Annotated in this window: 23 protein-coding genes; 5 read left to right on the top strand and 18 right to left on the bottom strand. The window is 66.4% G+C overall.

From position 1 onward, the window contains the following. Nucleotides 1-13: 13 nt before the first annotated feature. The 3 genes from dinG to aroE all read right to left on the bottom strand — a co-directional run bounded on the left by dinG (nt 14) and on the right by aroE (nt 3420). A complete protein-coding gene (gene dinG / locus J7J08_RS05630; RefSeq protein ID WP_214902493.1) occupies nt 14-2116 on the bottom strand; it encodes an ATP-dependent DNA helicase DinG in 2103 nt (700 codons plus the stop codon). Between the two features lie 108 nt (nt 2117-2224). Next, on the bottom strand, nt 2225-2581 hold the full coding sequence (locus J7J08_RS05625) for a hypothetical protein (protein ID WP_214902490.1): 357 nt from the start codon (nt 2579-2581) through the stop codon (nt 2225-2227). Beyond that, a complete protein-coding gene (gene aroE / locus J7J08_RS05620) occupies nt 2578-3420 on the bottom strand; it encodes a shikimate dehydrogenase (protein ID WP_214902487.1) in 843 nt (280 codons plus the stop codon). Before aroE ends, J7J08_RS05625 begins: the two co-directional genes overlap by 4 nt. A 54-nt stretch (nt 3421-3474) precedes the next feature. Between aroE and J7J08_RS05615 the strand changes: the two genes are divergently transcribed. Then, nucleotides 3475-4341: a PD40 domain-containing protein gene (locus tag J7J08_RS05615; RefSeq protein ID WP_214902482.1), complete on the top strand. Its 867-nt coding sequence runs from the start codon at nt 3475-3477 to the stop codon at nt 4339-4341. Between the two features lie 189 nt (nt 4342-4530). On the opposite strand, the gene J7J08_RS05610 is transcribed toward J7J08_RS05615, so the two are convergent. The 4 genes from J7J08_RS05610 to J7J08_RS05595 form a co-directional block, all read right to left on the bottom strand. Beyond that, entirely contained in the window at nt 4531-4803 is a 273-nt protein-coding gene (locus tag J7J08_RS05610) for an SHOCT domain-containing protein (RefSeq protein WP_214902479.1), read from the bottom strand. A 31-nt stretch (nt 4804-4834) separates the two neighbouring features. Further along, nucleotides 4835-5824: a porphobilinogen synthase gene (gene hemB, locus J7J08_RS05605; RefSeq protein ID WP_214902476.1), complete on the bottom strand. Its 990-nt coding sequence runs from the start codon at nt 5822-5824 to the stop codon at nt 4835-4837. A gap of 23 nt (nt 5825-5847) precedes the next feature. Further along, a complete protein-coding gene (locus J7J08_RS05600) occupies nt 5848-6765 on the bottom strand; it encodes a bestrophin family protein (protein ID WP_214902473.1) in 918 nt (305 codons plus the stop codon). 126 nt (nt 6766-6891) lie between these two features. Continuing rightward, nucleotides 6892-7140 (bottom strand): hypothetical protein, encoded by a 249-nt coding sequence (locus J7J08_RS05595; RefSeq protein WP_214902471.1) that lies wholly within the window; start codon nt 7138-7140, stop codon nt 6892-6894. Nucleotides 7141-7339: 199 nt separating this feature from the next. On the opposite strand from J7J08_RS05595, the gene J7J08_RS05590 reads away from it, so the two are divergent. Next, a complete protein-coding gene (locus tag J7J08_RS05590) occupies nt 7340-7798 on the top strand; it encodes a hypothetical protein (RefSeq protein WP_214902469.1) in 459 nt (152 codons plus the stop codon). Between the two features lie 151 nt (nt 7799-7949). Here the strand turns inward: J7J08_RS05590 and J7J08_RS05585 are convergent, their stop codons facing one another. The 3 genes from J7J08_RS05585 to J7J08_RS05575 all read right to left on the bottom strand — a co-directional run bounded on the left by J7J08_RS05585 (nt 7950) and on the right by J7J08_RS05575 (nt 13062). After that, nucleotides 7950-9749, bottom strand: coding sequence for a DUF885 domain-containing protein (locus J7J08_RS05585; RefSeq protein ID WP_214902468.1), 1800 nt, complete (start codon nt 9747-9749; stop codon nt 7950-7952). Nucleotides 9750-9865: 116 nt separating this feature from the next. Then, a complete protein-coding gene (locus tag J7J08_RS05580; RefSeq protein WP_214902466.1) occupies nt 9866-12094 on the bottom strand; it encodes a S9 family peptidase in 2229 nt (742 codons plus the stop codon). A gap of 278 nt (nt 12095-12372) precedes the next feature. Further along, a complete protein-coding gene (locus J7J08_RS05575) occupies nt 12373-13062 on the bottom strand; it encodes a glutathione S-transferase N-terminal domain-containing protein (RefSeq protein WP_214902465.1) in 690 nt (229 codons plus the stop codon). A gap of 107 nt (nt 13063-13169) precedes the next feature. On the opposite strand from J7J08_RS05575, the gene J7J08_RS05570 reads away from it, so the two are divergent. From J7J08_RS05570 to J7J08_RS05560, 3 genes are all read left to right on the top strand, one after another. Beyond that, nucleotides 13170-13805: a TIGR00645 family protein gene (locus J7J08_RS05570; RefSeq protein ID WP_214902462.1), complete on the top strand. Its 636-nt coding sequence runs from the start codon at nt 13170-13172 to the stop codon at nt 13803-13805. A 159-nt stretch (nt 13806-13964) separates the two neighbouring features. Continuing rightward, a complete protein-coding gene (locus J7J08_RS05565; protein ID WP_214902459.1) occupies nt 13965-14987 on the top strand; it encodes an energy transducer TonB in 1023 nt (340 codons plus the stop codon). Nucleotides 14988-15183: 196 nt separating this feature from the next. After that, the gene (locus tag J7J08_RS05560; protein ID WP_214902456.1) at nt 15184-15873 is read left to right on the top strand and encodes a transposase; all 690 of its coding nucleotides are present in this window, start codon (nt 15184-15186) and stop codon (nt 15871-15873) included. Between the two features lie 88 nt (nt 15874-15961). Here J7J08_RS05560 and J7J08_RS05555 read toward each other — a convergent pair whose 3' ends face one another. The 8 genes from J7J08_RS05555 to J7J08_RS05520 all read right to left on the bottom strand — a co-directional run. Next, nucleotides 15962-17146 carry an ABC transporter permease gene (locus tag J7J08_RS05555; RefSeq protein WP_214902453.1) on the bottom strand — a complete coding sequence of 395 codons (1185 nt, stop codon included), beginning with the start codon at nt 17144-17146 and terminating at the stop codon, nt 15962-15964. After that, complete coding sequence (locus J7J08_RS05550; protein WP_214902450.1) at nt 17143-17889, bottom strand: ATP-binding cassette domain-containing protein; 747 nt, start codon at nt 17887-17889, stop codon at nt 17143-17145. Before J7J08_RS05550 ends, J7J08_RS05555 begins: the two co-directional genes overlap by 4 nt. Further along, nucleotides 17886-19397 (bottom strand): alpha/beta hydrolase, encoded by a 1512-nt coding sequence (locus J7J08_RS05545; RefSeq protein ID WP_214902448.1) that lies wholly within the window; start codon nt 19395-19397, stop codon nt 17886-17888. The genes J7J08_RS05550 and J7J08_RS05545 overlap by 4 nt, the downstream gene beginning before the upstream one ends. A gap of 230 nt (nt 19398-19627) precedes the next feature. Next, nucleotides 19628-19858: a hypothetical protein gene (locus J7J08_RS05540; RefSeq protein ID WP_214902445.1), complete on the bottom strand. Its 231-nt coding sequence runs from the start codon at nt 19856-19858 to the stop codon at nt 19628-19630. Further along, a complete protein-coding gene (locus tag J7J08_RS05535; protein WP_214902442.1) occupies nt 19855-20196 on the bottom strand; it encodes a SymE family type I addiction module toxin in 342 nt (113 codons plus the stop codon). The genes J7J08_RS05540 and J7J08_RS05535 overlap by 4 nt, the downstream gene beginning before the upstream one ends. 480 nt (nt 20197-20676) lie before the next feature. Then, nucleotides 20677-21162, bottom strand: coding sequence for a hypothetical protein (locus tag J7J08_RS05530; protein WP_214902439.1), 486 nt, complete (start codon nt 21160-21162; stop codon nt 20677-20679). An 81-nt stretch (nt 21163-21243) separates the two neighbouring features. After that, the gene (locus J7J08_RS05525; protein WP_214902436.1) at nt 21244-21597 is read right to left on the bottom strand and encodes a hypothetical protein; all 354 of its coding nucleotides are present in this window, start codon (nt 21595-21597) and stop codon (nt 21244-21246) included. A 65-nt stretch (nt 21598-21662) separates the two neighbouring features. Further along, nucleotides 21663-21815, bottom strand: a 153-nt coding sequence (locus J7J08_RS05520; protein WP_214902630.1) for an IS3 family transposase, incomplete at its 5' end; no start/stop codon positions are given.

The following is a 21815-nucleotide window of genomic DNA, read 5'->3' as shown; positions in this document are numbered from 1 at the left end:
GCGCGGTCTCACCTCACCCGATCACCCGCTTGAACGGTGGCAGCGCGTCGATGATGCGTTTGCCGTAGCGGCGGCTGATCAGGCGCGAGTCGAGGATGATGACCCGCCCGGTGTCGGTGCTGGTGCGGATCAACCGCCCCGCGAACTGGGTCAGCGTGCGCAACGCATGCGGTACGGCGATCAGGTTGAAGGCGTTCAACCCACGGCTCTCGAACCATTCGCTGAGCGTGGAGGTCTGCGGATCGGTCGGCACCGCGAACGGTACCTGGGTGATCACCACCGTGGTGCAGGCTTCGCCGGGCAGGTCCAGGCCTTCGCCGAACGAATTCAAGCCGAACAGCACCGAGCCTTCACCGGCAGCGGTGCGCCGCAGGTGCTCGTCGATCATCTTCTGCTTGGCGGTTTCGCCCTGCACCAGCACCAGCCTGCGCTGCGCGGCCGGCATCAGTTCGGCCACCTTTTCCATCTTCCAGCGCGAGGTGAACAGCACGATGCTGCCCTTGCCCCAGTCCAGTTCCTTGACCAGGTACTTGGCCACTTCCTTCGGGTGCCGGTCGCGGTCATCCGGGGTGACCGGGAAGTTGGGCACGATCAGCTCGGCCTGGTTGGGCAGGTCGAACGGCGAGGCCAGCGAGACCATCTCGGCTTCATCGGGAATGCCGTTGTCGATCGCCAACGCCTGGAAATCGCCGCCGCCGGTCAGCGTGGCCGAGGTCATCACCACCGAATCCACTTCGTCCCACAGCAGCTTGCGCAGCACGTTGGCGGCCGACACCGGCGAGCCGTGCAGGATCAGGTCACCATCGCGCGACAGGGTCACCCAGCGCGCGAATGGCGGCTGGCCTTCCTTGTCTTCGCGGCGCCAGGCGGTCCACAGGCCGTGCTGCTGCTCGATCATCTCCAGCGCCATGCCCAGCGTGCGCTGCAGGCGCTCGCGCGCGGCATCCTCCGGCTTGCCCTTGGCCACCTGCGACTGCGCGGCGTGGGCCCAGTTGAACAGCGCACGGGTGTCGTCGGCCAGCGCTTCGATGTCGGCCATCCAGATATCCGGCAGGCGGCCGTTGGGTGCGCGCCACATCGGTTCCTGCGCGGCCGGGTCCGGCTGCCAGCTGCGGTCGATCACGTCGCGGAATGCGCGCAGCTGCTTGCTCACCCGGGCCGCCACGTCGATGGCCTCGTTCGGCAGCAGGTTGCCCAGCTTGTCCTTGTCCACTGCGCGGTAGGCAGCGGCGATCAAGATCTGCAGGCGGCCGGTGCGCTTGGCCATGTCATCCAGGGCCAGGCTGGCCGCGCCCTGGTCGATGGCGACATTGCCGATGTGGTGGCCTTCGTCGAGCACCAGCAGCATGTCCGACGGCGGTGCGATCAGCGGCTGGCCGTTGTCGCTTTCGCCAATGGACAACGCCGACAGCAGCAGCGCGTGATTGGTCACCACGATCTGCGCATCGCGCACGTTGTTGCGCGCGCGCAGCACCGCACACTGCGCCGAGTAGGCGCACTTGCGGCCCGCGCAGCCCGACGCCGGGGTGGTGATGCGCGAACGCAGCGAGGCGCTGATGGTGTCCGGCGCGTTGTCCAGGTCGCCGTTCCAGCGGCCTTCGACGAAGTCCTTGCTGAGTTTCTGCGCCAGGTCCATTTCGATCGGCGCCAGCGGACGGTCGAACAGCGGCTGCTCGTCCTCGAACATGCCTTCCTGCGCGCCGTCGCCATGCGCTTCGGCGGCGTTGCGCGTGCACAGGTAGCGGGTGCGGCCCTTGGCCAGCGCCACGGTGGCGTCCAGGCCGGTGGCCTTGAGGAAGTTCGGAATGTCGCGCTCAACCAGCTGCGACTGCAGCGCCACGGTGCCGGTGCTGATCACCAGCTTTTTCTTCGTGGCCAGCGCGATCGGCACGCCGGCGGTGAGGTAGCCCAGGCTCTTGCCGACCCCGGTGGGGGCTTCGACCACACCCACCCCGCCGCTCTGCGACAGCGCACGCGACACCACGCCGATCATCTGGCTCTGCGAACGCCGCGTGCTGAAGCCGGGGGTATTGGCCTGCAGCTTGGCGTAGGCATCGCGGATGACGGTTTTGAGTTCGTCGTTCAGCGCGCGCGGGGCTTCAACTTTTTCGGTCACGCTGGGGTGGTCCTGCCTGGATCAGGCGGGTATTTTCTCATGCTCCGGGGCCTGCGGCCGGCGCGGATTTTTCCGCGCCGGTTCAGTTCCGTGACCTGGGTCGCCCGGTCAGGCAGCCGGGGCGGTGCGGTTGCGCAGCGCGCGGGTCATCGCCCACACCAGCAGCACCGTGCCCAGCGCATTGACCAGGCCAATGGCGAAGTGGCCACCGCGCAGCAGCCACGACAGCACCTGCACGTTGCCGTACTCACCGCGCTGGACCAGCCAGGTCGGCACGATGTTCAACACCAGCCCGGCCAGGGTGCCGACCAGCAGCAGGCCCAGCGACCACAAGGCAACGCTGCGGATGCTGCCGCGCGGGGCGTCCACCACCCATACCAGCGACACCGCCAGCGCAATCAGTACCGGCAGGCGCAATGCGACCATGCCCAGCAGGCTGAGCATCAGGTCCAGGTTGCCGTTCATTCCTCACCGGCCAGTGCATTGCGGGCGCGCAGTCCGGCATACACCGGGTCGGTTTCCGGGCGCACTTCGTGCCACTGCTGGAAGCTGGTGGCGGCCTGCTCGACCAGCATGCCAAGGCCGTCGACCGTGTTGCGGCAGCCCATGGCCCGCGCCCAGGCCAGGAAGGCGATGGCCGCCTCGCCGTAATTCAGGTCTACTGCCGTGGTCATGCTGTTGACCAGCGCCTTCGGCAGTTCGAAGGTGGCATTGCGGTCGCGGCCGGCCGAAGTGGCGTTGACGATGAGCTCAAAATCGCCCAGGTCGTGCAGGTCTTCCCAGTGTCGTGTCTTGGCACGGCCAGGCTCGCCGATGGCGTCCACCAGTTCGTCGGCGCGCTCGGAGGTGCGGTTGACCACGATCAGCTCAAGAATGCCGGCATCCAGCAGCGCCGGCGCCACGCTGCGCGCCGAACCCCCGGCACCCAGCAGCAGCACGCGGCGGCCGCGCAGGTCCAGGCTGTGGCGCTCGGTGAGGTCGCGCACCAGGCCCACACCGTCGGTGGTGTCGCCGTGCCAGTACCCGTCCTTGCGCAGCAGCGTGTTGACCGAGCCGGCCAGCTTGGCGCGTGAAGTGAAGGTCCTGCAGAGCCCGAAGGCGATTTCCTTGAGCGGCGCGGTGACGTTGGCACCCACGCCACCGCCGGCGGCGAACCTCTCCAGCTCGGCGGGGAAATCGGCCGGTGACGCCTCGATGGCCTGGTAATCCAGCGCGATGCCCTCCTGGCGGGCGAACGCGGCATGGATGTGCGGCGACTGCGAGTGGGCGATGGGCTGGCCGAATACGGCGTAACGGGCGGTCATGGGTGTCTTAAACTCCGGGCCTGGATTGAAACGCAAACCCCAACGGAAGCGACTATGCGCACTCCCTTGTCTCTGCTCGCGCTGACCCTGAGTTTACTCTCCGCACCGGGCGCGATGGCGCTTTCCGAGTTCGGCATCGAGGGCATGGGGGTGGTCTCGACCAGGGCCAATGAAGCCCAGGCCACGATCTCCCCGGATGGCAAACGCATCGTGTGGGCCAGCGACCGGCCCGGTGGGGCCGGTGGCTGGGACCTGTGGCAGGCCACGCTGCGCGATGGGCGATGGCAGGACCCGGCGCCGTTGGCGGTGAACACCCCAGGCGATGAGACCGACCCGTATTTCAGCCATGACGGCAGCACCCTGTTGTTTGCCTCCAACCGGCCGGGTGGGCGCGGTGGCTTCGACCTGTACCAGGTGACGGAGCGGGCCGACGAAGGGTTCGGGCCGGTGACGGCACTGCCGGACACGATCAACACCCGCGCCGATGAGCGCCGCCCTGCGCTGCGGGCCGAGGGGCAGGCGCTGCTGTTCGCGCGCAATGGCAAGGGGGGCCAGGGTGGGTTCGATCTGTTCGTGGCGACCGCGCAGGGCCGGGAATTCAGCGCCGCGACGCCACTGCCTGCCCCGCTCAACAGCGTGGCGGACGAGCTGGGCGGCGACTGGCTGGGCAATGACGGCGCGCTGGCGCTGACCCGGGTGGTGGGCGGGCATTCGCAGGTGTGGGTGGTGGGATGCGACTACGCGCAGGCGGCGGTGCCCGTGGCGCTGTCGTTCAATACCGCCGATGGGCAGACCGGTGCGCCGGTGGTGGATGCGTCCAAGCCGAGTGAGCTGGTGCTGGCCGGGCAGGCGCGATCGCCGAAGGCGGGTGGGATGGATCTGTACCGGATGCGGGCGCCCGTCGTGACGGGCTGCCGGTAGGGTCGCATCCCTATCGACCGCCGCTAACGGTGATCACCGCGGTAGGGCATGGCCTGTGCCGGAGGGGCCTTTCCGGTGAGGGTCATGCGTCCCAGCGCCGATCAACGCTATCGGCGGTTGTTTGGGAACCAACCCCAACCGCCCCGTTCCTGGGTAGGTACCGACCGTTGGTCGGTACACCGCATTCTCTCAATGCGCGCGCAGCAGCGCGGCGCGCTGCTGTTCGTACTCGGCTTCGCTGATCTCGCCGTTGTCCTTGCGCTGGTTCAGCGCGGCCAGCGCGGCCTGCACCGCCGGCGGCAGGTTGGCTTCGCGGGCCAGGCGGGCGGCGGCCGAGGGTTGCTCGGGGGCGCGCCGCGCGGCACGAAGCACGCCGCGGATGACCAGGCCGATCACCACCGCGAACACCAGCACGCCGGTGCCCCAGGTCAGCCACTGCACCCATCCCATCGTCTGCATCATCCTGCTCCTGTCTGCGTGTTGACGCGTATTGTCAGCGTTCGCGGAGCCAACGCGCCACCTGCGGTGCGAAATAGGTCAGCACGCCATCGGCACCTGCCCGCTTGAAGCCGATCAGCGACTCCAGCACACAGGCACGCTCGTCCAGCCAGCCATTGGCGAATGCCGCTTTCATCATCGCGTACTCGCCACTGACCTGGTACGCAAAGGTGGGCACGCCGAACTGCTGCTTCACCCGGCGCACCAGGTCCAGGTAGGGCATGCCCGGCTTGACCATCACCATGTCGGCGCCCTCTTCCAGGTCCAGCGCGATTTCGCGCATGGCCTCGTCGCCGTTGGCCGGGTCCATCTGGTAGGTCTTCTTGTCAGCCTTGCCCAGGCTGGCCGAGCTGCCCACCGCGTCGCGGAACGGGCCGTAGAACGCCGAGGCGTACTTGGCCGAGTACGCCATGATGCGCACGTTGACGTGGTTGCCAGCATCCAGCGCGCGGCGGATCGCGCCGATGCGGCCGTCCATCATGTCCGACGGCGAAATGATGTCCACGCCGGCCTCGGCGTGCGACAGCGACTGCCTGACCAGCGCCTGCACGGTGATGTCGTTGAGCACGTAGCCGGTGTCATCGATGATCCCGTCCTGTCCGTGGGTGGTGTACGGGTCCAGCGCCACGTCGGTCATCACCCCCAGTTCGGGGAAGCGCGACTTCAGCGCGCGGATCGCCCGCTGCGCCAGACCGTTCTCGTCCCACGCCGCCGCCGCGTCCAGCGACTTGCCGGACGGGTCGATCACCGGGAACAGGTCGATCACCGGAATGCCCAGCTCCAGCGCTTCTTCGGCCACCTTCAGCAGCTCATCGATCGACAGCCGTTCCACGCCCGGCATCGAAGCGACCGGCGCGCGACCGGCCAGTTCGTGCACGAACACCGGGTAGATCAGGTCGTCGGTGGTCAGCGTGTTTTCGCGCATCAGCCGGCGCGAGAACTCGTCGTGGCGCATGCGGCGGGGGCGGTAGTCGGGGTGGGCCATGGAATGCTCCGGGCAGTGTCGGGTTACTGCAGCAGGTAACGCTGCGGTTGCAGGGGTTCGGGCAGCGGGCACACGCCCAGGCTGTCGAGCAGGTCGATTTCGATGGTGCGTACCATCGCATCCAGCGGCAGGTCATTGGGCTCCAGCCCGAACGGCTCTTCCATTTCCTCGCCCAGCTGGTCCAACCCGAAGAAGGCATAGGCCAGCACCGCCGATACCACCGGGGTGGCCCAGCCCAGCGAGCTGGCCAGGCCGAACGGCAGCAGCACGCAGAACATCCACGCGCAGCGGTGCAGCAGCAGGGTGTAGGCGAACGGCAACGGCGTGAGCAGGATGCGTTCGCAGCCGGCCTGGATGCTGGACAGTGCATGCAGGCGGGTTTCGAATTGGGCATACAGGATCGTATCGATCTCATCGGCGCGCAGCGCAGCGGCCGTTTCCACCGCGATCATCGCCAGCAGCTGGTCCGGCACGTTCAAGCGTTGCGCGTAGCGCCCACGGTCGGCCTCGGCCACCCAAGGCAGGCCGGCCAGCGCGGCATCCTGCCCGCGCAGGCGGGCGGCCAGTGCGTGCGCGAAGGCGATGGCCAGGCGGCAGATCCGGTCGGCGCGCGCAGGCTGCCCGACCAGCAGCGTGCTGCACAACCGCGCCAGGCTGCGCAATTCATAGATGAGCTGGCCCCACAGCTTGCGCCCTTCCCACCAGCGGTCGAAGCAGGCGTTGTTGCGGAAGCTCAGGAAGATGGACAGCACCAGGCCCAGCAGGGTGAACGGCGCGACCGACACGCGCTCGATGCCCGGCGGGTGGGCCAGCTCGGCGAAGGTGGCCACGGCAACGGCCAGCACGAAGATGGCGGCCACCTTGGGCGCGATGGCAGGCACGATGGAGCCGCGCAGGATGTACAGCAGCTGCCAGCCGTGGGGGCGGGGACGAATGATCATGGGGCGGTCATTCTACGCCTTTGGGTGCGGCGGCTTGGCAGGTGCGACGTGGTGTCGCAGGCGGTAGGCGCAGCGGGGCAGAGCCCCGCTCTACCGGTGGACGCGTGGACGGCGTTTGCCCCCGGCTTACAGGATGCCGCCGCCGAGGGACAGGCGGACGATGCCGACCACCACCACTACCGCATTGAGCAGCAGGCCGGTCCAGGCGCGGCCGCGCTTGCTGGGATGGGTGAACAGGATGCCCAGCGCGCCGATCACGGCGCCGACCGCGGCGAACGGGATCAGGAACCAGTTGCCCCAGCCCAGCAGCGGGATCAGCGCCAGGATCATCCAGAACAACGCCAGTACGCCCCACAACAGACTGATCAGTCCCATGCCCCGTTCCCCTTGCTGAAAATGCTGGCCGCAGGGTAGCGACAGCCCCGCCAGCGGCGTGTGATGGCGGCGGCAAAAACGGGATGCGGCAGGCTCACCCGGCCGGTGTTACCTTGCGCCAGAACAGGTTGGCACCGATTCAGCGGCCAGCCCGGATGATCCAGGCGCAGGCCGATAGGGCCGTACAAGGGGTGGACCCATGAACATTCGAATGCTTCCGCTGCTCGGTGTGCTGCTGGTGGTGAGCGGCTGCGCCAGTACGTCCCGGGTGATGCTGGGCCAGACCCGCGCACCGACCGACCCGGCACTGGTGCAGATCTATTCCACCCCGCCGCCGGGCTCGATCGAGATCGCGCAGCTGGAATCGTCCAGCGCGGTGGGCTTTGGCACCCAGGGCCAAACCGATGCGGTGGTGGCGCGGTTGAAGAAGGAAGCCGCAGCGTTGGGCGCCAACGGGGTCATCTTGATGGGGGTGGAATCAAGCAGCTCAGGCGGCGGTATGTCAGTGGGCGGCGGCAGCTACGGTTCGCACAGCGGCGGCGGCGTGGGCATCGGCATTCCGACCACGCAGAAGCGCGCGGCGGGTATTGCGATCTGGGTACCCAACCCACCGGCGGCGGATCGCCTGCCGGTGCAGACGATCAGGCCGACCAACTGACCGGTAGCGCCGGCCGTTGGCCGGCCCTTGCGATGCTTCCGGCGTTCATGAGGGCCGGCCAACGGCCGGCGCTACCAATTCCCTTCCATCGTTGCCGGTGGTTTGCGATTCCGCTTCCACCGTTGGCGGTGTTGGGGACTCCCCGACACCGTTACCGGTGCTTCGGGATGAACACCTCGTTGACCGCCTTGGCCAGCTGGTCCGGCGGCAGCAGGCCCTGGTCGAGCAGGAAGTTGTTGAACGCCAGGCGGTCGAACTTTTCGCCCAGGGCCAGCTCGGTCTGCATGCGCAGTTCCAGGATCCGGGTGTAGCCGTAGAAGTAGCTGCCCGCCTGGCCCGGCATGCGCACCATGTAACGGTCCAGTTCCTGGGTGGCCATCGCCTTGGACAAGCCCACTTCGTCGATCAGCACGCGTTCGGCCTTGGCCCGGTCGATCAGGCCCAGGTTGAGCATCGGGTCGAGCATGGCGCGCGCGGCGCGCAGCAGGCGGAACTGCAGCGCGATCAGCTGTCCGTCCAGCGGCTCGTACGGCACCATTTCAGCCTCGGCATACAGCGCCCAGCCTTCCACGTTGACCGAGTTGAACGCGAACATCGTGCGTGCCAGCGACACGCCCCGCTCCACCATCGCGGTGAACTGCAGCTCATGGCCCGGGCGGCCTTCGTGCGCGCTCAGCGTCCACGCAGCCGAGCCGAAGTTGAAATCGTCGTACTGCGCGGCCTTGTCGCCGGCCGCTGGGTTGCCCAGCGGCAGCACGAAGGTGCCCTGCTGCCCGGTGTTACCCACCAGCGGCGCCGGCAGGAAGTGCGGCGCCGGCGAGGCGGCGCTTTCGGCGGCCGAGCCCAGCCGCATCTGCATCGGGCGCTGCGGCACGTCCACGATCTTCTGCGCGCGGATGATCGGGTCGATCGCATCGATCACGCCGCGGTAGTGGTGCTCAAGCTGGTCGTCGGCGATCTTGTCGCCCTTCAGCGCGCGGATCACCGCCACCGGGTCGGTCGGGTCGGACACCTTCAGGCCCTTGGCCTTCACCACCAACGGCGCCAGCTGGCGCATCGCCGAACGGGTTTCCATGAATTCCAGCTGCGCGCGCTGCATCAACAGCTGCGGGTCGATATCGATCCCCACGCGCTTGAGCTGGAACGCATACAGCGCTTCGGGCAGGCGCGCATCGGCACGTGCCTTGGGCAGCACTTCGCTTTTCGTCCAGTCGCGGTACTCGCGCAACTGCGTGGCAATGGTCTTCAGCGCCTCGTCGGCGCCTGCGATCTTGTACTTGTCGAACAGCTTTTCGATACCGGTGATATAGGTATCGACGTTGGCCAGCGACTGCTCGACCTCGATCTTCGTCGGCTGCAGCAGGCTCTTGTCGGCCAGGCGCTCTTCATAACGCTGGCGCGACAGCGTGGTGATGGCGGTCGTGCCCGGGGCCAGGCCGGCGTAGGCCTTCAGGCGATCCAGCGCCTTGGCGCGGCGCTCGGCCGGCACCTGGTCGGACAGCAGCAGGTTGATGCCGCTGAAGACCGTCTGCGGGGTATCGCTCCATGGCAGCAGGTATTTTTCGTTGAGTTCGCTGCCTTGGATGTTCTCGTCGGCGGCGGCAATCATGATCGCCAGGTCCTGGCGCACGTTCGGGTCGCGCTCGGTGGCCAGCGTGGCCTTCAGTTGGTCGCGGGCCTTGGCCATTGCGGCGCGGTAGCGCTTGGCGTTGTCCGGGCCAAAATCGAACACTTTGTCATCGTAGCCCGGCACGCCGAAGAAGCCGGTTTCTTCCGGCTGGAACGGACCCTGCGCATCGAGCAGGATCTGCGCCAGTTCGTTGCTGCGGGTCACCCAGGCCGCACTGGCCGGGGCCTTGGCGGCGGCGGGAGCTGCAGCAAAGACCGGCGGCGCACTGAGCGCGGCGGGGACGGAAAGGGCCAACGCAACGGCAAGGGCAAGCGGCTTCATGCAGGACTCCAGTGAGCGGTTGCCTGCGACCCTACGCACTCAAGGGGGCAGCGGCAATCGGCCGGAGGTCATGCCTGCCGCCCAGCTGCCCCGACCGACCGGCTGCCGCAAGCGCGTTACGGCTTCAGGCAGCGGCCCAGGAAGTCTTCGGCCAAGCGGTAACGGTGCAGCGCATTGCTGCCAGACAGGCCGTGCTTGGCGCCCGGGTAGGTCATCAGCTCGAACGGCTGGCCACGCTTCTGCAGCGCGCTCATCAATTCGGTGGAATTGGTGAACAGCACGTTGTCGTCGGCCATGCCGTGGATCAGCAGCAGCCGCGAACGCAGGCCGTCGATGTGGGCCAGCACGCGCGCCTCCTCATAGCCCTTGGCGTTGCGCGCCGGCAGGTCCATGTAGCGCTCGGTGTAATGGGTGTCGTACAGGCCCCAGTCGGTGACCGGCGCGCCGGCCACGCCGCAGGCGTACTGGTCCGATGCCTTGGCCAGCAGCATCAGGGTCATGTAGCCGCCGTTGGACCAGCCCTGCACGCCGATGCGCGCCGGGTCCACCCACGGCTGCTGCTTGAGCCACGCCACGCCCTTGAGCTGGTCGGCCACTTCCACCGTGCCCTGCACGCCGTACAGCGCACCGCCGAAATCGCGGCCACGGCGCGGGGTGCCGCGGTTGTCCAGCGAGAACACCACATAGCCCTGCTGGGCCAGGTATTGGTTGAACAAGTGGTCGCCACGGCCGGGCCAGCTGTCGGTCACGGTCTGGCTGGCCGGGCCGCCATACACGTACACCACCACCGGGTAGCGCTTGGCCGGGTCGAAACCGGCCGGGGTGACCAAGCTGTAGTGCAGCGGGGTGCGGCCATCGGCCGCGGTGAGCGTGCCGAAGCTGACCGGGCGCTGCGCGTCCAGGTAGCGCGCATACGGGTGGCTGGGATCAGCCAGGTTGTTTTCCACCAGCGTGGCGATCTTCTCGCCGCTGGCGCGGTGCAGCGCGATCTGCGGCGGCGTGGTGGTGTTGGACCAGCTGTCCACGTACACGCTGGCATTCTTCGCGAAGCTGGCGCTGTGCATGCCCGGCGCCTGCGACAGGCGCTGCAGCGGCCCGCCCTGCAGCGGCACCGCGTAGATCTGGCTTTCGCGCGACGATTCCACGCCGGCTCGGAAGTAGACCTTGCCGGCCGCTTCGTCCACGGCGAGCAGCTCGTCCACCGGCCAGTCACCCGAGGTCAGCGCGGTGACCGTTCTACCGTCATCGGACACGCGGTACAGGTGCTGGAACCCGCTGCGTTCGGACGACCACAGGAAGCCGCCCTGCTTGAGGAAGTGCAGGCTGTTGTGCAGCGGCACCCAGGTCGGCGAGGTTTCGGTCACCAGCGTGCGCTGCTTGCCGCTGTCCAGGTCGGCCTGGATCAGCTCCAGGGTCTTCTGGTCGCGCGACTGGCGCTGGAAGGTCAGGTGCTGCGGGTCGCGCCAGTCGACGCGGGCCAGGTAGATGTCCGCGTTGCGGCCAAGATCGACCCAGCGCGCGGCGGCATCGGCGCGTGGGGCGATCACGCCCAGCGTGACGGTGACGTTGTGGTCGCCGGCGGCCGGGTAGCGCTGTTCGATCATCTCGGTGCGGTCGGCGTACATTTCGTAGCGTTTCTGCACCGGCACCGGCGATTCGTCGATGCGCGCGAAGGCGATGGCCGAATCGTCCGGCGCCCACCAGTAACCGGTGTGGCGGTCCATTTCCTCGTCGGCCACGAACTCGGCCACGCCGTTGCCGATGGTGTCGCTGCCATCGCGGGTGAGCTGGACCTGCTTGCCGCTGGCCAGGTCGATCACCCACAGGTTGCGGTCGCGCACGAAGCTGACGAAGCCGCCCTTCGGCGACAGCTTGGCATCGGTGGCAAAACCCTCACCGTGGGTGAGCTGGCGCACGGCGGCCTTGCCCTGCTTGTCCAGGTCGTACAGGTACAGTTCGCCGCCCAGCGGGAACAGCAGGGTGCGCGCGTCGGGCGACCACTGGTAATCGACGATGCCGGTCATGGCGGCAATGCGCTGGCGCTCGCGGCGCGCCTTTTCGGCATCGCTCAGGGTTTCATCGCCGGGCAGCACCACCTTGGAATCGACCAACAGCCGGGTCTGGCCGCTGGCGATGTCATACGCCCACAGGTCCAGCTGGTTGCGATCGGCCTCTTTGCCGCGCAGGAAGCTCACGCGCGAGCCATCCGGGGCCACCTTGGGCTTCATCAGGGTCGGGCCGGACAGCGGCAGCGGGCCGGTGATGGCGTCCAGGGTGAGCTTTTCGGCGTGGGCCATGGTGGTCGAAGCGAGCATGAGGGCGAGCGAGGCAACAAAGTGGCGCATGGAAGGGTCCGGCGACGGCAGGCCGACATCCTAACGCACGCGGTGGGATGGGGACCCCACGGTAGCGCCGGCCGTTGGCCGGCCCACGCGGTGTATTGGGTGCGGGCCCCCGGAGTTCGGGGGCGGCCGCGAAGCGGCGGGGGCGTGGAAGCATCATAAGAGGGGCCCGCAGTTCGCAACGCGAATTGTGGGGCGGCAGCGCGCATGCGTTGGCGCGTACCCGCCGGCCGTTGGCCGGCCCAGGCGGTGCCGGCCATTCCGTTATCGCCCCGACCGCTTCAGCGCTGGCCGAAGAGGTGCTTGCGCTCTTCTTCGCTGAGCGGCTTGCCGGCGTCCGGGTTCACTTTGTGCTTCAGCGCATAAGCCCGCTGGGTAGCCGGGCGCGCGGCGATCGCGTCGTGCCAACGCTTCAGGTTCGGGAACGCGGCGAAATCGGCCGGCAGCTTGTCGTACGCGCCAATCCACGGGTAGCTGGCCATGTCGGCGATGCTGTATTCGTCGCCCCCCAGGAAGGCGCTGCCGGCCAGGCGCTTGTCCATCACCCCATGCAGGCGGCGCACTTCGTTGCCGTACCGCTCGATGGCATACGGAATCTGCTCGGGCGCATACACATTGAAATGGCCCATCTGGCCGCTCATCGGGCCCAGCCCGGCCATCTGCCAGAACAGCCATTCCAGCACCGCCACCCGGCCGCGGGTATCGGCCGGCAGGAACCTGCCACTCTTCTCGGCCAGGTACAGCAGGATCGCCCCGGACTCGAACACGCTCTGCGGCGCGCCACCGTCGGTGGGCTGGTGGTCCACCAGCGCCGGCATCTTGTTGTTGGGGGAAATGGCCAGGAATTCGGGCTTGAACTGGTCGCCGCTGCCGATGTTCACCGGCTTGATGGTGTATGGCAGGCCCAGTTCTTCCAGCAACAGGGTGACTTTGTGGCCATTGGGGGTTGGCCAGTAATACAGATCGATCATGACAGGACCCAGCGGTTCAGGAATGCCGAGTCTAGTGCGTCAGTTGGGTTGGCAGGGTCATGAAGGCCCGCTACTCTGCGGCGTCCCCCGCAACGCAGCATTCCAGCATGAGCTCGACCGCCAAGCCCATCAGTCCCCTGTCCTCCCTGATCTTCGCCTCGCGCTGGCTGCAGCTGCCGCTGTACCTGGGCCTGATCCTGGCGCAGTGCGTCTACGTGTTCCTGTTTGGCAAGGAGCTGTGGCACCTGGTCCACAAGGCCAACAGCATGGGCGAGCAGGAAATCATGCTGCTGGTGCTGGGCCTGATCGACGTGGTGATGATCTCCAACCTGCTGGTGATGGTGATCGTGGGCGGTTACGAAACCTTCGTCTCGCGCCTGCGCCTGGAAAACCACCCTGACCAGCCGGAGTGGCTCAGCCACGTCAATGCCAGCGTGCTGAAGGTGAAGCTGGCCCTGTCGATCATCGGCATCTCCTCGATCCACCTGCTCAAGACCTTCATCGGCGCCGGCAACCTGGACGGCCTGCCCTCGTGCAACAGCCCCGGGTACGTCACCGCCGTGCTGGATGCGGTGGCCAAGTACGGCCCGGCCGTGGAAGCCTCGTTCAAATGCTCGTCCATGAGCGCCAGCGGCGTGATGTGGCAGACCATCATCCACGCCGCATTCATCCTGTCGGCGATCGGCATCGCCTACACCGACAAGCTGATGGCCCACACCCCGAGCAAGTCGCTGGCGCACTGACCGCCTGCCCTGCCCCGCCCCGAGCCCTGCAAAGCGGGGCGCGGGGATGCTAGATTGGGCACCTGCTGTACCGCGCCGGACGCTGGGAAACGTTCCGGGGCTTCGGTCGGCCTGACCGTATCAGGCCTTACGTATCGTCGTTCTTCAAAGGGGAGTTGGATGTCGCACGTCAACACGAACGCCAAGGCGCGCCTGCTGGTGCCGCTGACCCTGGTGGTGGCTCTGGCCGCCTGCTCGGGCAAGGACGAAACGGCTCCGGCCACGCCGGCAACGCCGTCCGCACCGGCGGCTGCGGCCGCCGCACCTGCCGCCGCGCCGCCGGCGCCGGCCGTTTCGGCCAAGGTCCAGTCGATGGGTACCGAGGAACTGCGCGACCTGGCCAGCAAGGCCCTGCGCGAGAACCGCATGTACGCCCCGGCCGGCGACAACGCCATGGAGTACTACCTGGCGCTGCGTGAAAAGACCCCGGACGACGCCTCGATCAAGAGCGCGCTGACCGACCTGCTGCCGTACACGCTGATTGCCGCCGAGCAGAGCCTCAACCGCGAGGACTTCACCGAAGGCCAGCGCCTGGTGGCGCTGATCGAAAAGGTGGACGCCAACGCACCGGCGCTGCCGCGCCTGAAGACCGGCATCACCACCGGCATGCAGACCGCCCTCAAGCGCACCCAGGAAGAGACCGACAAGGTCAAGCGGGACGCCGAGAACAAGGTCAAGCAATTGGCCGACCAGCAGCGCCAGCAGCAGGCAGGCGAGGCCGAAGCGGCCAAGCAGATCGCCGCGCAGCAGGATGCTGCCCGCCGTGAGGCCGAGCGCCAGGACACCGAGCGCCAGGCCGCTACCCGCCGCGAGACCGAACAGCGCCAGCAGGCTGCCGCCGCCGCCCAGGCCAGCGCTGCCCGGCAGACCGCTGCCGCGCCGGCCGCCGCCGCCCTGCGCCCGATCAGCACCCCGGCCCCGCGCTACCCGACTGACGCGCTGCGCGCCGGCACCGCGGGCGAAGTGCTGGTGGAGATCACCGTGGGCACCGACGGTTCGGTCACCAGCTCGCGTGTGCTGCGCGCCACCCCGGCCCGCGTCTTCGACCGCGAAGCGCTCAACGCGGTCAAGCGCTGGAAGTTCGAACCGGTCAGCGCCCCGGTCACCACCCGCCGCACGCTGTCGTTCGCACCGGGCGCTTGATCCACTGTTGGTGGGCACAAAAAAAACCCCGGAGCGATCCGGGGTTTTTTGTTGGGAGAAAAGGGGACGGAGGAAGTTAAGCAGTAGTCCGCGACGTTGATTGGATCTAGTCCGATGCGATCGAGCGCATTCCCCCTAGCGCCTTTGGCCCATCACCGTGCCACCTTCGTCGCTGACCTTGACTTCCGTGTCATCCATGCCCCGCCGCCCGAGATTGATACTGCCGGACTATCCCTTCCACGTGATCCAGCGTGGGGTCAATCGCGCAGCCATATTCGTGGATGACCTGGACCGGCATCACTACTGCCGCTTACTCGGCCGTGCCTGCCGCAAGCATTCGGTATCCCTGCACGCATTCGTGCTGATGGGCAATCACGTACACCTGCTGCTGACGCCCTCGACTGCCCAGGCTTTGGCCTTGGCAATGAAAGCCACCGGGCAAAGCTACGTGCGCTATTTCAATACCCGGCATGGACGGAGCGGGACACTTTGGGAGAGTCGGTACAAGTCCTGCCTGGTGGACACCGACCGCTACTTCCTGATGGTGCTGCGCTATATCGAACTCAATCCTGTCCGCGCCGCGCTGGTGGCGTCACCGCAGGACCATTACTGGTCTAGCGTGCGTTCACACCTGGGTCTTGCCCACCATCCTTTGCTGACGCCGCATCCTGTCTACCTATCGCTCGGCGGATCAGCAGCACGTCGAGCAGACGCGTACAAACACTTTCTGCACGCAGGGATTCCGGACAAGGAACTGGCGAACATTCAGCGCTACGTGCAGCAGGAGCGGGCGCTGGGAGACGAACGATTCCAGAAAATGGTCGCAGAAACCCTCAATCGAGAAACGGTATTCAGAATAGCCGGCAGACCGCCCAGCAAGCATTGAGATCAACTGGTGGTCGGATGAGGCTCCGCAACGAAGCACGATTCGACCGTGCCTCGTCACTTAACCTCCTCCGTCCCCATTTGGAAAGTCAGCCCGAAATCGCCAGGCGCTCCTGGTGGTAGCGGCGCACGGCGGCGTACCACAGCAACGCGGCCAAACCGAAGCCGGCTGCCAGGTAGATGCCCCACATCTGCGCGCTGATCGGTTCGTGGCGGATGATCTTGAGCAGCATCTGGTTCTGCGCCAGGAACGGCACCGCGAACTGCCACAGCTCGCTCTTCACCGGGTACACCATGAGTGCGTAGCCGGGCAGCATCGGCAGCAGCATCAGCCAGGTCATGTGGCTTTGGGCTTCCTTCATGCTCTTGGCCGCCGCCGACAGGAAGGTCAGCAGCGAGGTGCCGATGAACAGGATCGGCATCATCACCAGCAGCATCTGCAGCATCGGCAGGAAGCCCATGTTGAGCTGACGCGCCGCCGCGCCGGTGGAAAGCTGCGCGCTGAGCTTGAACGCCAGCAGCGTGAGCAGCAGCGACACCACGCCCACCACGCAGGCCGCCGCGATCTTGCCGCTGACAATCGCGCTGCGCTTGGCCGGCGTGGCCAGCAATGGCTCCAGCGATTGCCGCTCACGCTCACCGGCGGTGGTGTCCATCACCAGGTAGGCACCGCCCAGGAACGAGGTGATGGTGAGCAGGATCGGCAGCAGCAACGACAGCATCACCCCGCGCTTGGCCTCGGCGGTGGCCAGGTCCTGGGTGGCCACGTCCAGCGGGCGCGCCACCTGCGCATCGATACCGCGTGCCAGCAGCCGCAACGCACCCACTTGCTGGTTGTAACCGCCCAGTGCCGCCTTCAGGCGCGCGGTGGGAATATCAGCATCGCGGCGGGTGCTGTCCTGCACGATCTCCACCAGTGCCGGGCGCCCTTCGGCCCAGTCCTTGCCGAACTCCGGGCTGATGCGCAGCGCGATGTCGATCTTCTGGTCGCGGATTTCAGCGGTAAGGTCTTTCGGTGCCTCCACCGCGTTCAGCCCCTGCGCGGCCAGGAAGCGCACCAGGTTGGGGGCGTTTTCGCGGCCGATGGTGGGAATGTCCAGCGGTTTGTCGATCTGGGTCTTGACCCGGCTTTCGGCCAGCTTGCCCATGCCCAGGATCAGGATCGGGTACAGCAGCGGCCCCAACAGCAGGGTCAGGGCCAGGGTACGGCGGTCACGCGAGAGATCGCGCAGCTCCTTGCGCATCACGGTCAACAACGTGGCAAACGCGCTCATGCGTGCAGTCCTTCTTCAGTGCCGATTGCCTTCACGAAGGCATCTTCCAGGTTCGCTTCGCCGGTCTGCGCGCGCAGTTCATCGGCCGTGCCCGCCGCCATCACCGTGCCCTTGGCGATGATCACGATGCTGTCGCATAGCGCGGCCACCTCCTGCATGATGTGGCTGGAGAAGATCACGCAACGGCCTTCATTGCGCAGCTCGCGCAGGAAGCCGCGCAACGCGCGGGTGGTCATAACGTCCAGGCCGTTGGTCGGCTCGTCCAGGATCACATTGCGTGGGTCGTGCACCAGCGCGCGCGCAATGGCGGTCTTGGTGCGCTGGCCCTGCGAGAAGCCGTCGGTCTGGCGGTCCAGGATGTCGTCCATGTCCAGCGCCCTGGACAGCACCTTGGTGCGCTCGCGGATGTGTGCCGCGCTCATGCCGTGCAGTTCGCCGAAGTAGGCGATGTTCTCGCGCGCGGTGAGCCGCTTGTAGACGCCACGCGCATCAGGCAGCACGCCCAGCCGGCGGCGCACGTCCACCGCTTGGGTGGCGGCGTCCAGGCCATCCACCAGCACCCGGCCCTGGTCCGGCGTCATCAGCGTGTAGAGCATGCGCATGGTGGTGGTCTTGCCGGCGCCGTTGGGGCCCAGCAGCCCGGTGATGCGGCCGTCCTCGGCCTGGAAACCGACGTTGTCCACCGCCTTGATCAGGCCGGTCTTGGTCTTGAAGGCTTTATGCAGGTTCTCGGCGACGATCATGGTTCCCATCCGTTGAACGAGGTGAAGGCCGGCGTCGGGCTCAGGGCGTCCAGGCAGGCGGCATCCAGCGATTTGGCGTCAGCCTTGTCCATGAACTGCGCGAGCAGGCGCGGCATGCAGCCGGCGCCGAGCGTTCCATGGCCCTGGCCTTTGGCCACGATGTGGCGGCCGTTGGGCAGGTGCTTGAGCACCTGTTCGGCATAACGCGGCGGGGTAACCGGGTCGAACTCGCCCGACAGCAGCAGCACCGGCACGTCGGTGCTCAACGGCGCGGTGAAGTGCTTCGGGCGCGTGCCCACGTTCCACACCGGGCAGGCGGCGAAGAACATGCGCGCCACTTCCGGGCCGAGCAGGCGGTCGCCGGCCGGGCCTTCCTGGTAGCGGTCGGCGTCTTCGGCGCAGATCACCGACCACTGCATGCCCTGGTTCATCTGCCCGGCCATGTTGCGGGTGGCCAGGCTGTTGAGCGACATCAGCGGCGCGTAACGGCCCTGCGCGGCCTCGTCCAGCACCACCGGCAGCAGCGAGGACAGCTCCGGCATGTACGAGAACATGAAGGCCAGGCTGGTCACGGTGTTGGCACTGGTCGGTGCGCGGCGAACGGCGGCGGTGCCCGGGTCGCGGTACTCGACGTCCACCGGCGCCTTGGCCAGCGTGGTCATCACGTTGCGCAGCTGGGTACGGGTGTCCACCGGGAAGCGCTTGGCGCAGGCGGCGTCCTTGCGGCACTGGGCCGACTGCAGTTCGATCGCCGACTCGAAAGTGTTGGCGAAGTCGCCGCCCACCGCCAGGTCGTTCGGGGCCACGCCGTCGATCACCACCACACGGGTGTGCTGCGGGAAGCGCGCGGCGTACTGCTGGGCCACGCGGGTGCCGTAGGAGCCGCCGACCAGGTTGATCTTGTCCACGCCCAGCGCGGCTCGCACGGCGTCCAGATCGCCGATGGCCTGGGTGGTGGTGTAGAAGCGGGTGTCGGCACGGTCGGCCAGCACTGCAGCGCAGCGCGTGGCGAACTCGGCGATCACCTCGGGCGTGGCCGCCGCGTTCTCGTCGAACGCCAGCTCCTTGCCGTCGGCATCCACGCAGCTGAGCGGGTTGGATTTACCGGTGCCGCGCTGGTCCACCAGGATGATGTCGCGCTTCTTGCGCACTTCGCGCAGCGACTGGTTGATGATGGCCGCCACTTCCGTGGCCGACTGGCCCGGGCCACCGGCCAGGAAGAACACCGGGTCCTGCTTGCCCTCGCCTTCGTTGGCGGTATCCAGCCAGGCGATGTTGAGCCCGATCTTTCGACCCTCCGGCGCATCAGGGTTCTCGGGCACCTGCAGGGTGGCGCACTCGGCTTCCACGTTGTTGCTGGCCTGGGCGCTGGTGAGGGTGCAGGGCTTGAAGGTGAGTGTTCCGTACTGGCGCTCGGCCGCTTCCGGGGGTGCCTCCGGAGCGGGTTGGCAGGCCGCCAGCAGCAGCAACGCCGCGCTGGTGGCCAGGGGACGGCAGGAAAGTCGCATTTCGATCGCATCCTGGATTGAAGGGTCTCAGCATGCCATGACGGATGGGCGGGCTGGATGTGACATGCCCGGTTCGACGATGGAATTCATCCCCGTGCCAGCGCGAGGAGACCGACCAGAATATGGTGCTGAGCTTGCCGGAGACGGGCCCGTAGCCGGATTTTCAATGGTGCATGGCGCGAACATTTACATTGCAACGCGCTCCGGGTAGCGGTGACGTTGCTATCGTTTCACCGCGAGTGCTGGCGGTTCGGCTGCCGCGTCGCTTCACTTTCCAGCGGGAAGGAATCCCCCCAGACCTCGATATCAACGCCATTGAGGTTCCGATCCAGGGACACGCAGTTCTGGATCAACGACCGAAGCACGTGGGTAGGCGAACGCTCGCTACGCCACGCGGAGAGCTGAAAGGCGCGGCGTAGACCGGGGTCCACCTTCACCCGTAAGTAGACCTGCTTCTTCATTGGATCACGTCCTCGGGAAGGAACTGCCCCAAGTCGGCGCTTACCTCGCCGTGGAAGATCGTGCGCTCCACGAACCTGGGCACCCGTGGGTCTTCCACCGCGGGAGTGCCCAGCAGCCTGATGGTGATGACACCAGCGCAGGCTTCGATCTGCAGCTTGCGGCCCACGTTGAAGCCCATCTGCCGCAGCCAGCGGCCGCGGATCTTGAGGTAGGGAACCTTCAGCTCTTCGTGAAAGTGCGCTGGCGGTGTGCACGGCGCGGATTGCGCGCGGCGTTCGCGTGCGCGCCGGGAACGCGCGGATTGAGAGGGGTAGTCGTCAAAGCCGTCGTCGGGCATTTGCGTTGTCACGGTGTGCCTCCAGTAGGAAGGTCCCTCGCCGGGATGGCGAGGGAGTCGGGAGGTTAGAAACCGTAGACATGGAAAGCCGGCGGGCGTATTCCCCAAAGGGTGTTGTATTAGCCACCCTCCCGACACAACGCATACATTATCCATGTCTTGGAGTTTCTACGCTCCGGTACACACCATGCGCGTTGCTGCGAACGATGGGAAGTTGCTTGTGCCTCTTGATTTCCGGACTTCGGTAGACCGAACCTTCGCTATGACGCATATGGCGCTGAAAGCGCAGCTACCAACAGTCTGCCCATATGAAGAAGCAGGGTCAGTAGCAACAATCAATCCAAGCTGCGCTCGGTACGACGGTGCGTTCCTCAGCGCGGCAGGCACCGTGTCCCGGTCACCGATAGCCCAGATAGTCGTGTTGAGGCGGCTATCGTTACTCCATCGCGATGGCGACGCGGCGCTGGGCGCCCCAGGCAATCAACTCCGGCGTGGCGGCAGCACTCTGCTTCCATCCGAAATGCGCAGCATTCTGTTCGCACGCTGCCTGGCCTTCTGCGGCATGGACCGGCTCTCAGAGAGCCCCGCCAACTCCGCACGATGCATTGGCCATGAACTCTCCTGCGCCTCCAGCCAATCCAGCGCGAGCTCCGGCCAGTAGCCAGAACAGGATGTATGAAAGACGTACTTCAGAAAAAGTTCTACAGGGAAATCAAGAATCAGCTGGCGACACTCTTCATTCCGCAACGAAGCACGCTTGAGGAGGCCAGAGAACTCGTTGAACGGTACCTTCAACAGCGGTGTAACTGGAACAAATCTACGTTCCGTGTCCAGGAGAGTGACATCGCCGTCAACTCGAACACACCACCCCAGCTCCAAGTGGACGCCAATCACCAGGTTCCCACCTTTGGCAAGCCAACGAAAAGAGTACTCGAGAACCGCAGGCTCGACCAGTTCCAGATCCATCGTGCTCTCCAAGCAACATGTACAACCGGCACGCCAGGTGCCATACCCAAGGATTGAAGTCCCAATGACGCCATGAAGTTGCTAGTTCGACGCAGGGTTGATCGACAGCAGTGAAATGCCTGCGTTGGCCGGCAGGTACTCCAGATGACAACGATAATTGCCAGCACCGAACAAATCCCAATCTCGAATAGCCTGCCCTGTCAGGGGGTTGCGATCCCCACCTCCAGTACGAATGGGGGAACCAAGCTTGGATCGCGCGACCGAGCATGAATCCGACATCAGCAACCCCCATGGAAGCAGAAGTGCACTGGCGCCATAGCCCGAGCCTTCGCCATGTATCTGAACAGTGTCAATAGATTCACCGTCCTCAGATACCAAGGAGAAGCCGAGGTCGCTGGCGGTAGCATAGGTGCGACCTGCGATTCGGGTGGTCACTATGTCGATAGCCTCGTACCTGGTCAGGACGCTATCTGAATCGCCCAGGCTTTTGTAGACAGTCGTCAGCCGTTTAGTGCGTACCGCTTCTCAAACTCTACCGGGGACAGCCCGTCGTTGGAACTGTGCCGCCGTTTTGGGTTGTAAAACATCTCGATGTACTGGAAGACATCCGCACGCGCCTCGTCGTGATTGCTGTAGATCCTCCGCTTGATCCG

Origin of the sequence: Stenotrophomonas sp. ISL-67 (assembly GCF_018612915.1) — a bacterium.
In the GTDB taxonomy this organism is placed as follows: Bacteria; Pseudomonadota; Gammaproteobacteria; order Xanthomonadales; family Xanthomonadaceae; genus Stenotrophomonas.
Note: the sequence above shows the minus strand (reverse complement) of the source record. Positions and strands in the feature narration are given on the sequence as shown.

What these genes read in the sequence shown, in the direction of transcription:
- J7J08_RS05545 (WP_214902448.1), bottom strand. Translation starts at nt 19,397, where the DNA reads ATGCGACTTTCCTGCCGTCCCCTGGCCACCAGCGCGGCGTTGCTGCTG.
- J7J08_RS05560 (WP_214902456.1), top strand. Translation starts at nt 15,184, where the DNA reads ATGCCCCGCCGCCCGAGATTGATACTGCCGGACTATCCCTTCCACGTG.
- J7J08_RS05625 (WP_214902490.1), bottom strand. Translation starts at nt 2,581, where the DNA reads ATGAACGGCAACCTGGACCTGATGCTCAGCCTGCTGGGCATGGTCGCA.
- J7J08_RS05565 (WP_214902459.1), top strand. Translation starts at nt 13,965, where the DNA reads ATGTCGCACGTCAACACGAACGCCAAGGCGCGCCTGCTGGTGCCGCTG.
- J7J08_RS05595 (WP_214902471.1), bottom strand. Translation starts at nt 7,140, where the DNA reads ATGGGACTGATCAGTCTGTTGTGGGGCGTACTGGCGTTGTTCTGGATG.
- J7J08_RS05585 (WP_214902468.1), bottom strand. Translation starts at nt 9,749, where the DNA reads ATGAAGCCGCTTGCCCTTGCCGTTGCGTTGGCCCTTTCCGTCCCCGCC.
- hemB (WP_214902476.1), bottom strand. Translation starts at nt 5,824, where the DNA reads ATGGCCCACCCCGACTACCGCCCCCGCCGCATGCGCCACGACGAGTTC.
- J7J08_RS05535 (WP_214902442.1), bottom strand. Translation starts at nt 20,196, where the DNA reads ATGCCCGACGACGGCTTTGACGACTACCCCTCTCAATCCGCGCGTTCC.
- J7J08_RS05600 (WP_214902473.1), bottom strand. Translation starts at nt 6,765, where the DNA reads ATGATCATTCGTCCCCGCCCCCACGGCTGGCAGCTGCTGTACATCCTG.
- J7J08_RS05530 (WP_214902439.1), bottom strand. Translation starts at nt 21,162, where the DNA reads ATGGATCTGGAACTGGTCGAGCCTGCGGTTCTCGAGTACTCTTTTCGT.
- J7J08_RS05550 (WP_214902450.1), bottom strand. Translation starts at nt 17,889, where the DNA reads ATGATCGTCGCCGAGAACCTGCATAAAGCCTTCAAGACCAAGACCGGC.
- aroE (WP_214902487.1), bottom strand. Translation starts at nt 3,420, where the DNA reads ATGACCGCCCGTTACGCCGTATTCGGCCAGCCCATCGCCCACTCGCAG.
- J7J08_RS05555 (WP_214902453.1), bottom strand. Translation starts at nt 17,146, where the DNA reads ATGAGCGCGTTTGCCACGTTGTTGACCGTGATGCGCAAGGAGCTGCGC.
- J7J08_RS05540 (WP_214902445.1), bottom strand. Translation starts at nt 19,858, where the DNA reads ATGAAGAAGCAGGTCTACTTACGGGTGAAGGTGGACCCCGGTCTACGC.
- J7J08_RS05580 (WP_214902466.1), bottom strand. Translation starts at nt 12,094, where the DNA reads ATGCGCCACTTTGTTGCCTCGCTCGCCCTCATGCTCGCTTCGACCACC.
- J7J08_RS05575 (WP_214902465.1), bottom strand. Translation starts at nt 13,062, where the DNA reads ATGATCGATCTGTATTACTGGCCAACCCCCAATGGCCACAAAGTCACC.
- J7J08_RS05615 (WP_214902482.1), top strand. Translation starts at nt 3,475, where the DNA reads ATGCGCACTCCCTTGTCTCTGCTCGCGCTGACCCTGAGTTTACTCTCC.
- J7J08_RS05570 (WP_214902462.1), top strand. Translation starts at nt 13,170, where the DNA reads ATGAGCTCGACCGCCAAGCCCATCAGTCCCCTGTCCTCCCTGATCTTC.
- J7J08_RS05610 (WP_214902479.1), bottom strand. Translation starts at nt 4,803, where the DNA reads ATGATGCAGACGATGGGATGGGTGCAGTGGCTGACCTGGGGCACCGGC.
- J7J08_RS05590 (WP_214902469.1), top strand. Translation starts at nt 7,340, where the DNA reads ATGAACATTCGAATGCTTCCGCTGCTCGGTGTGCTGCTGGTGGTGAGC.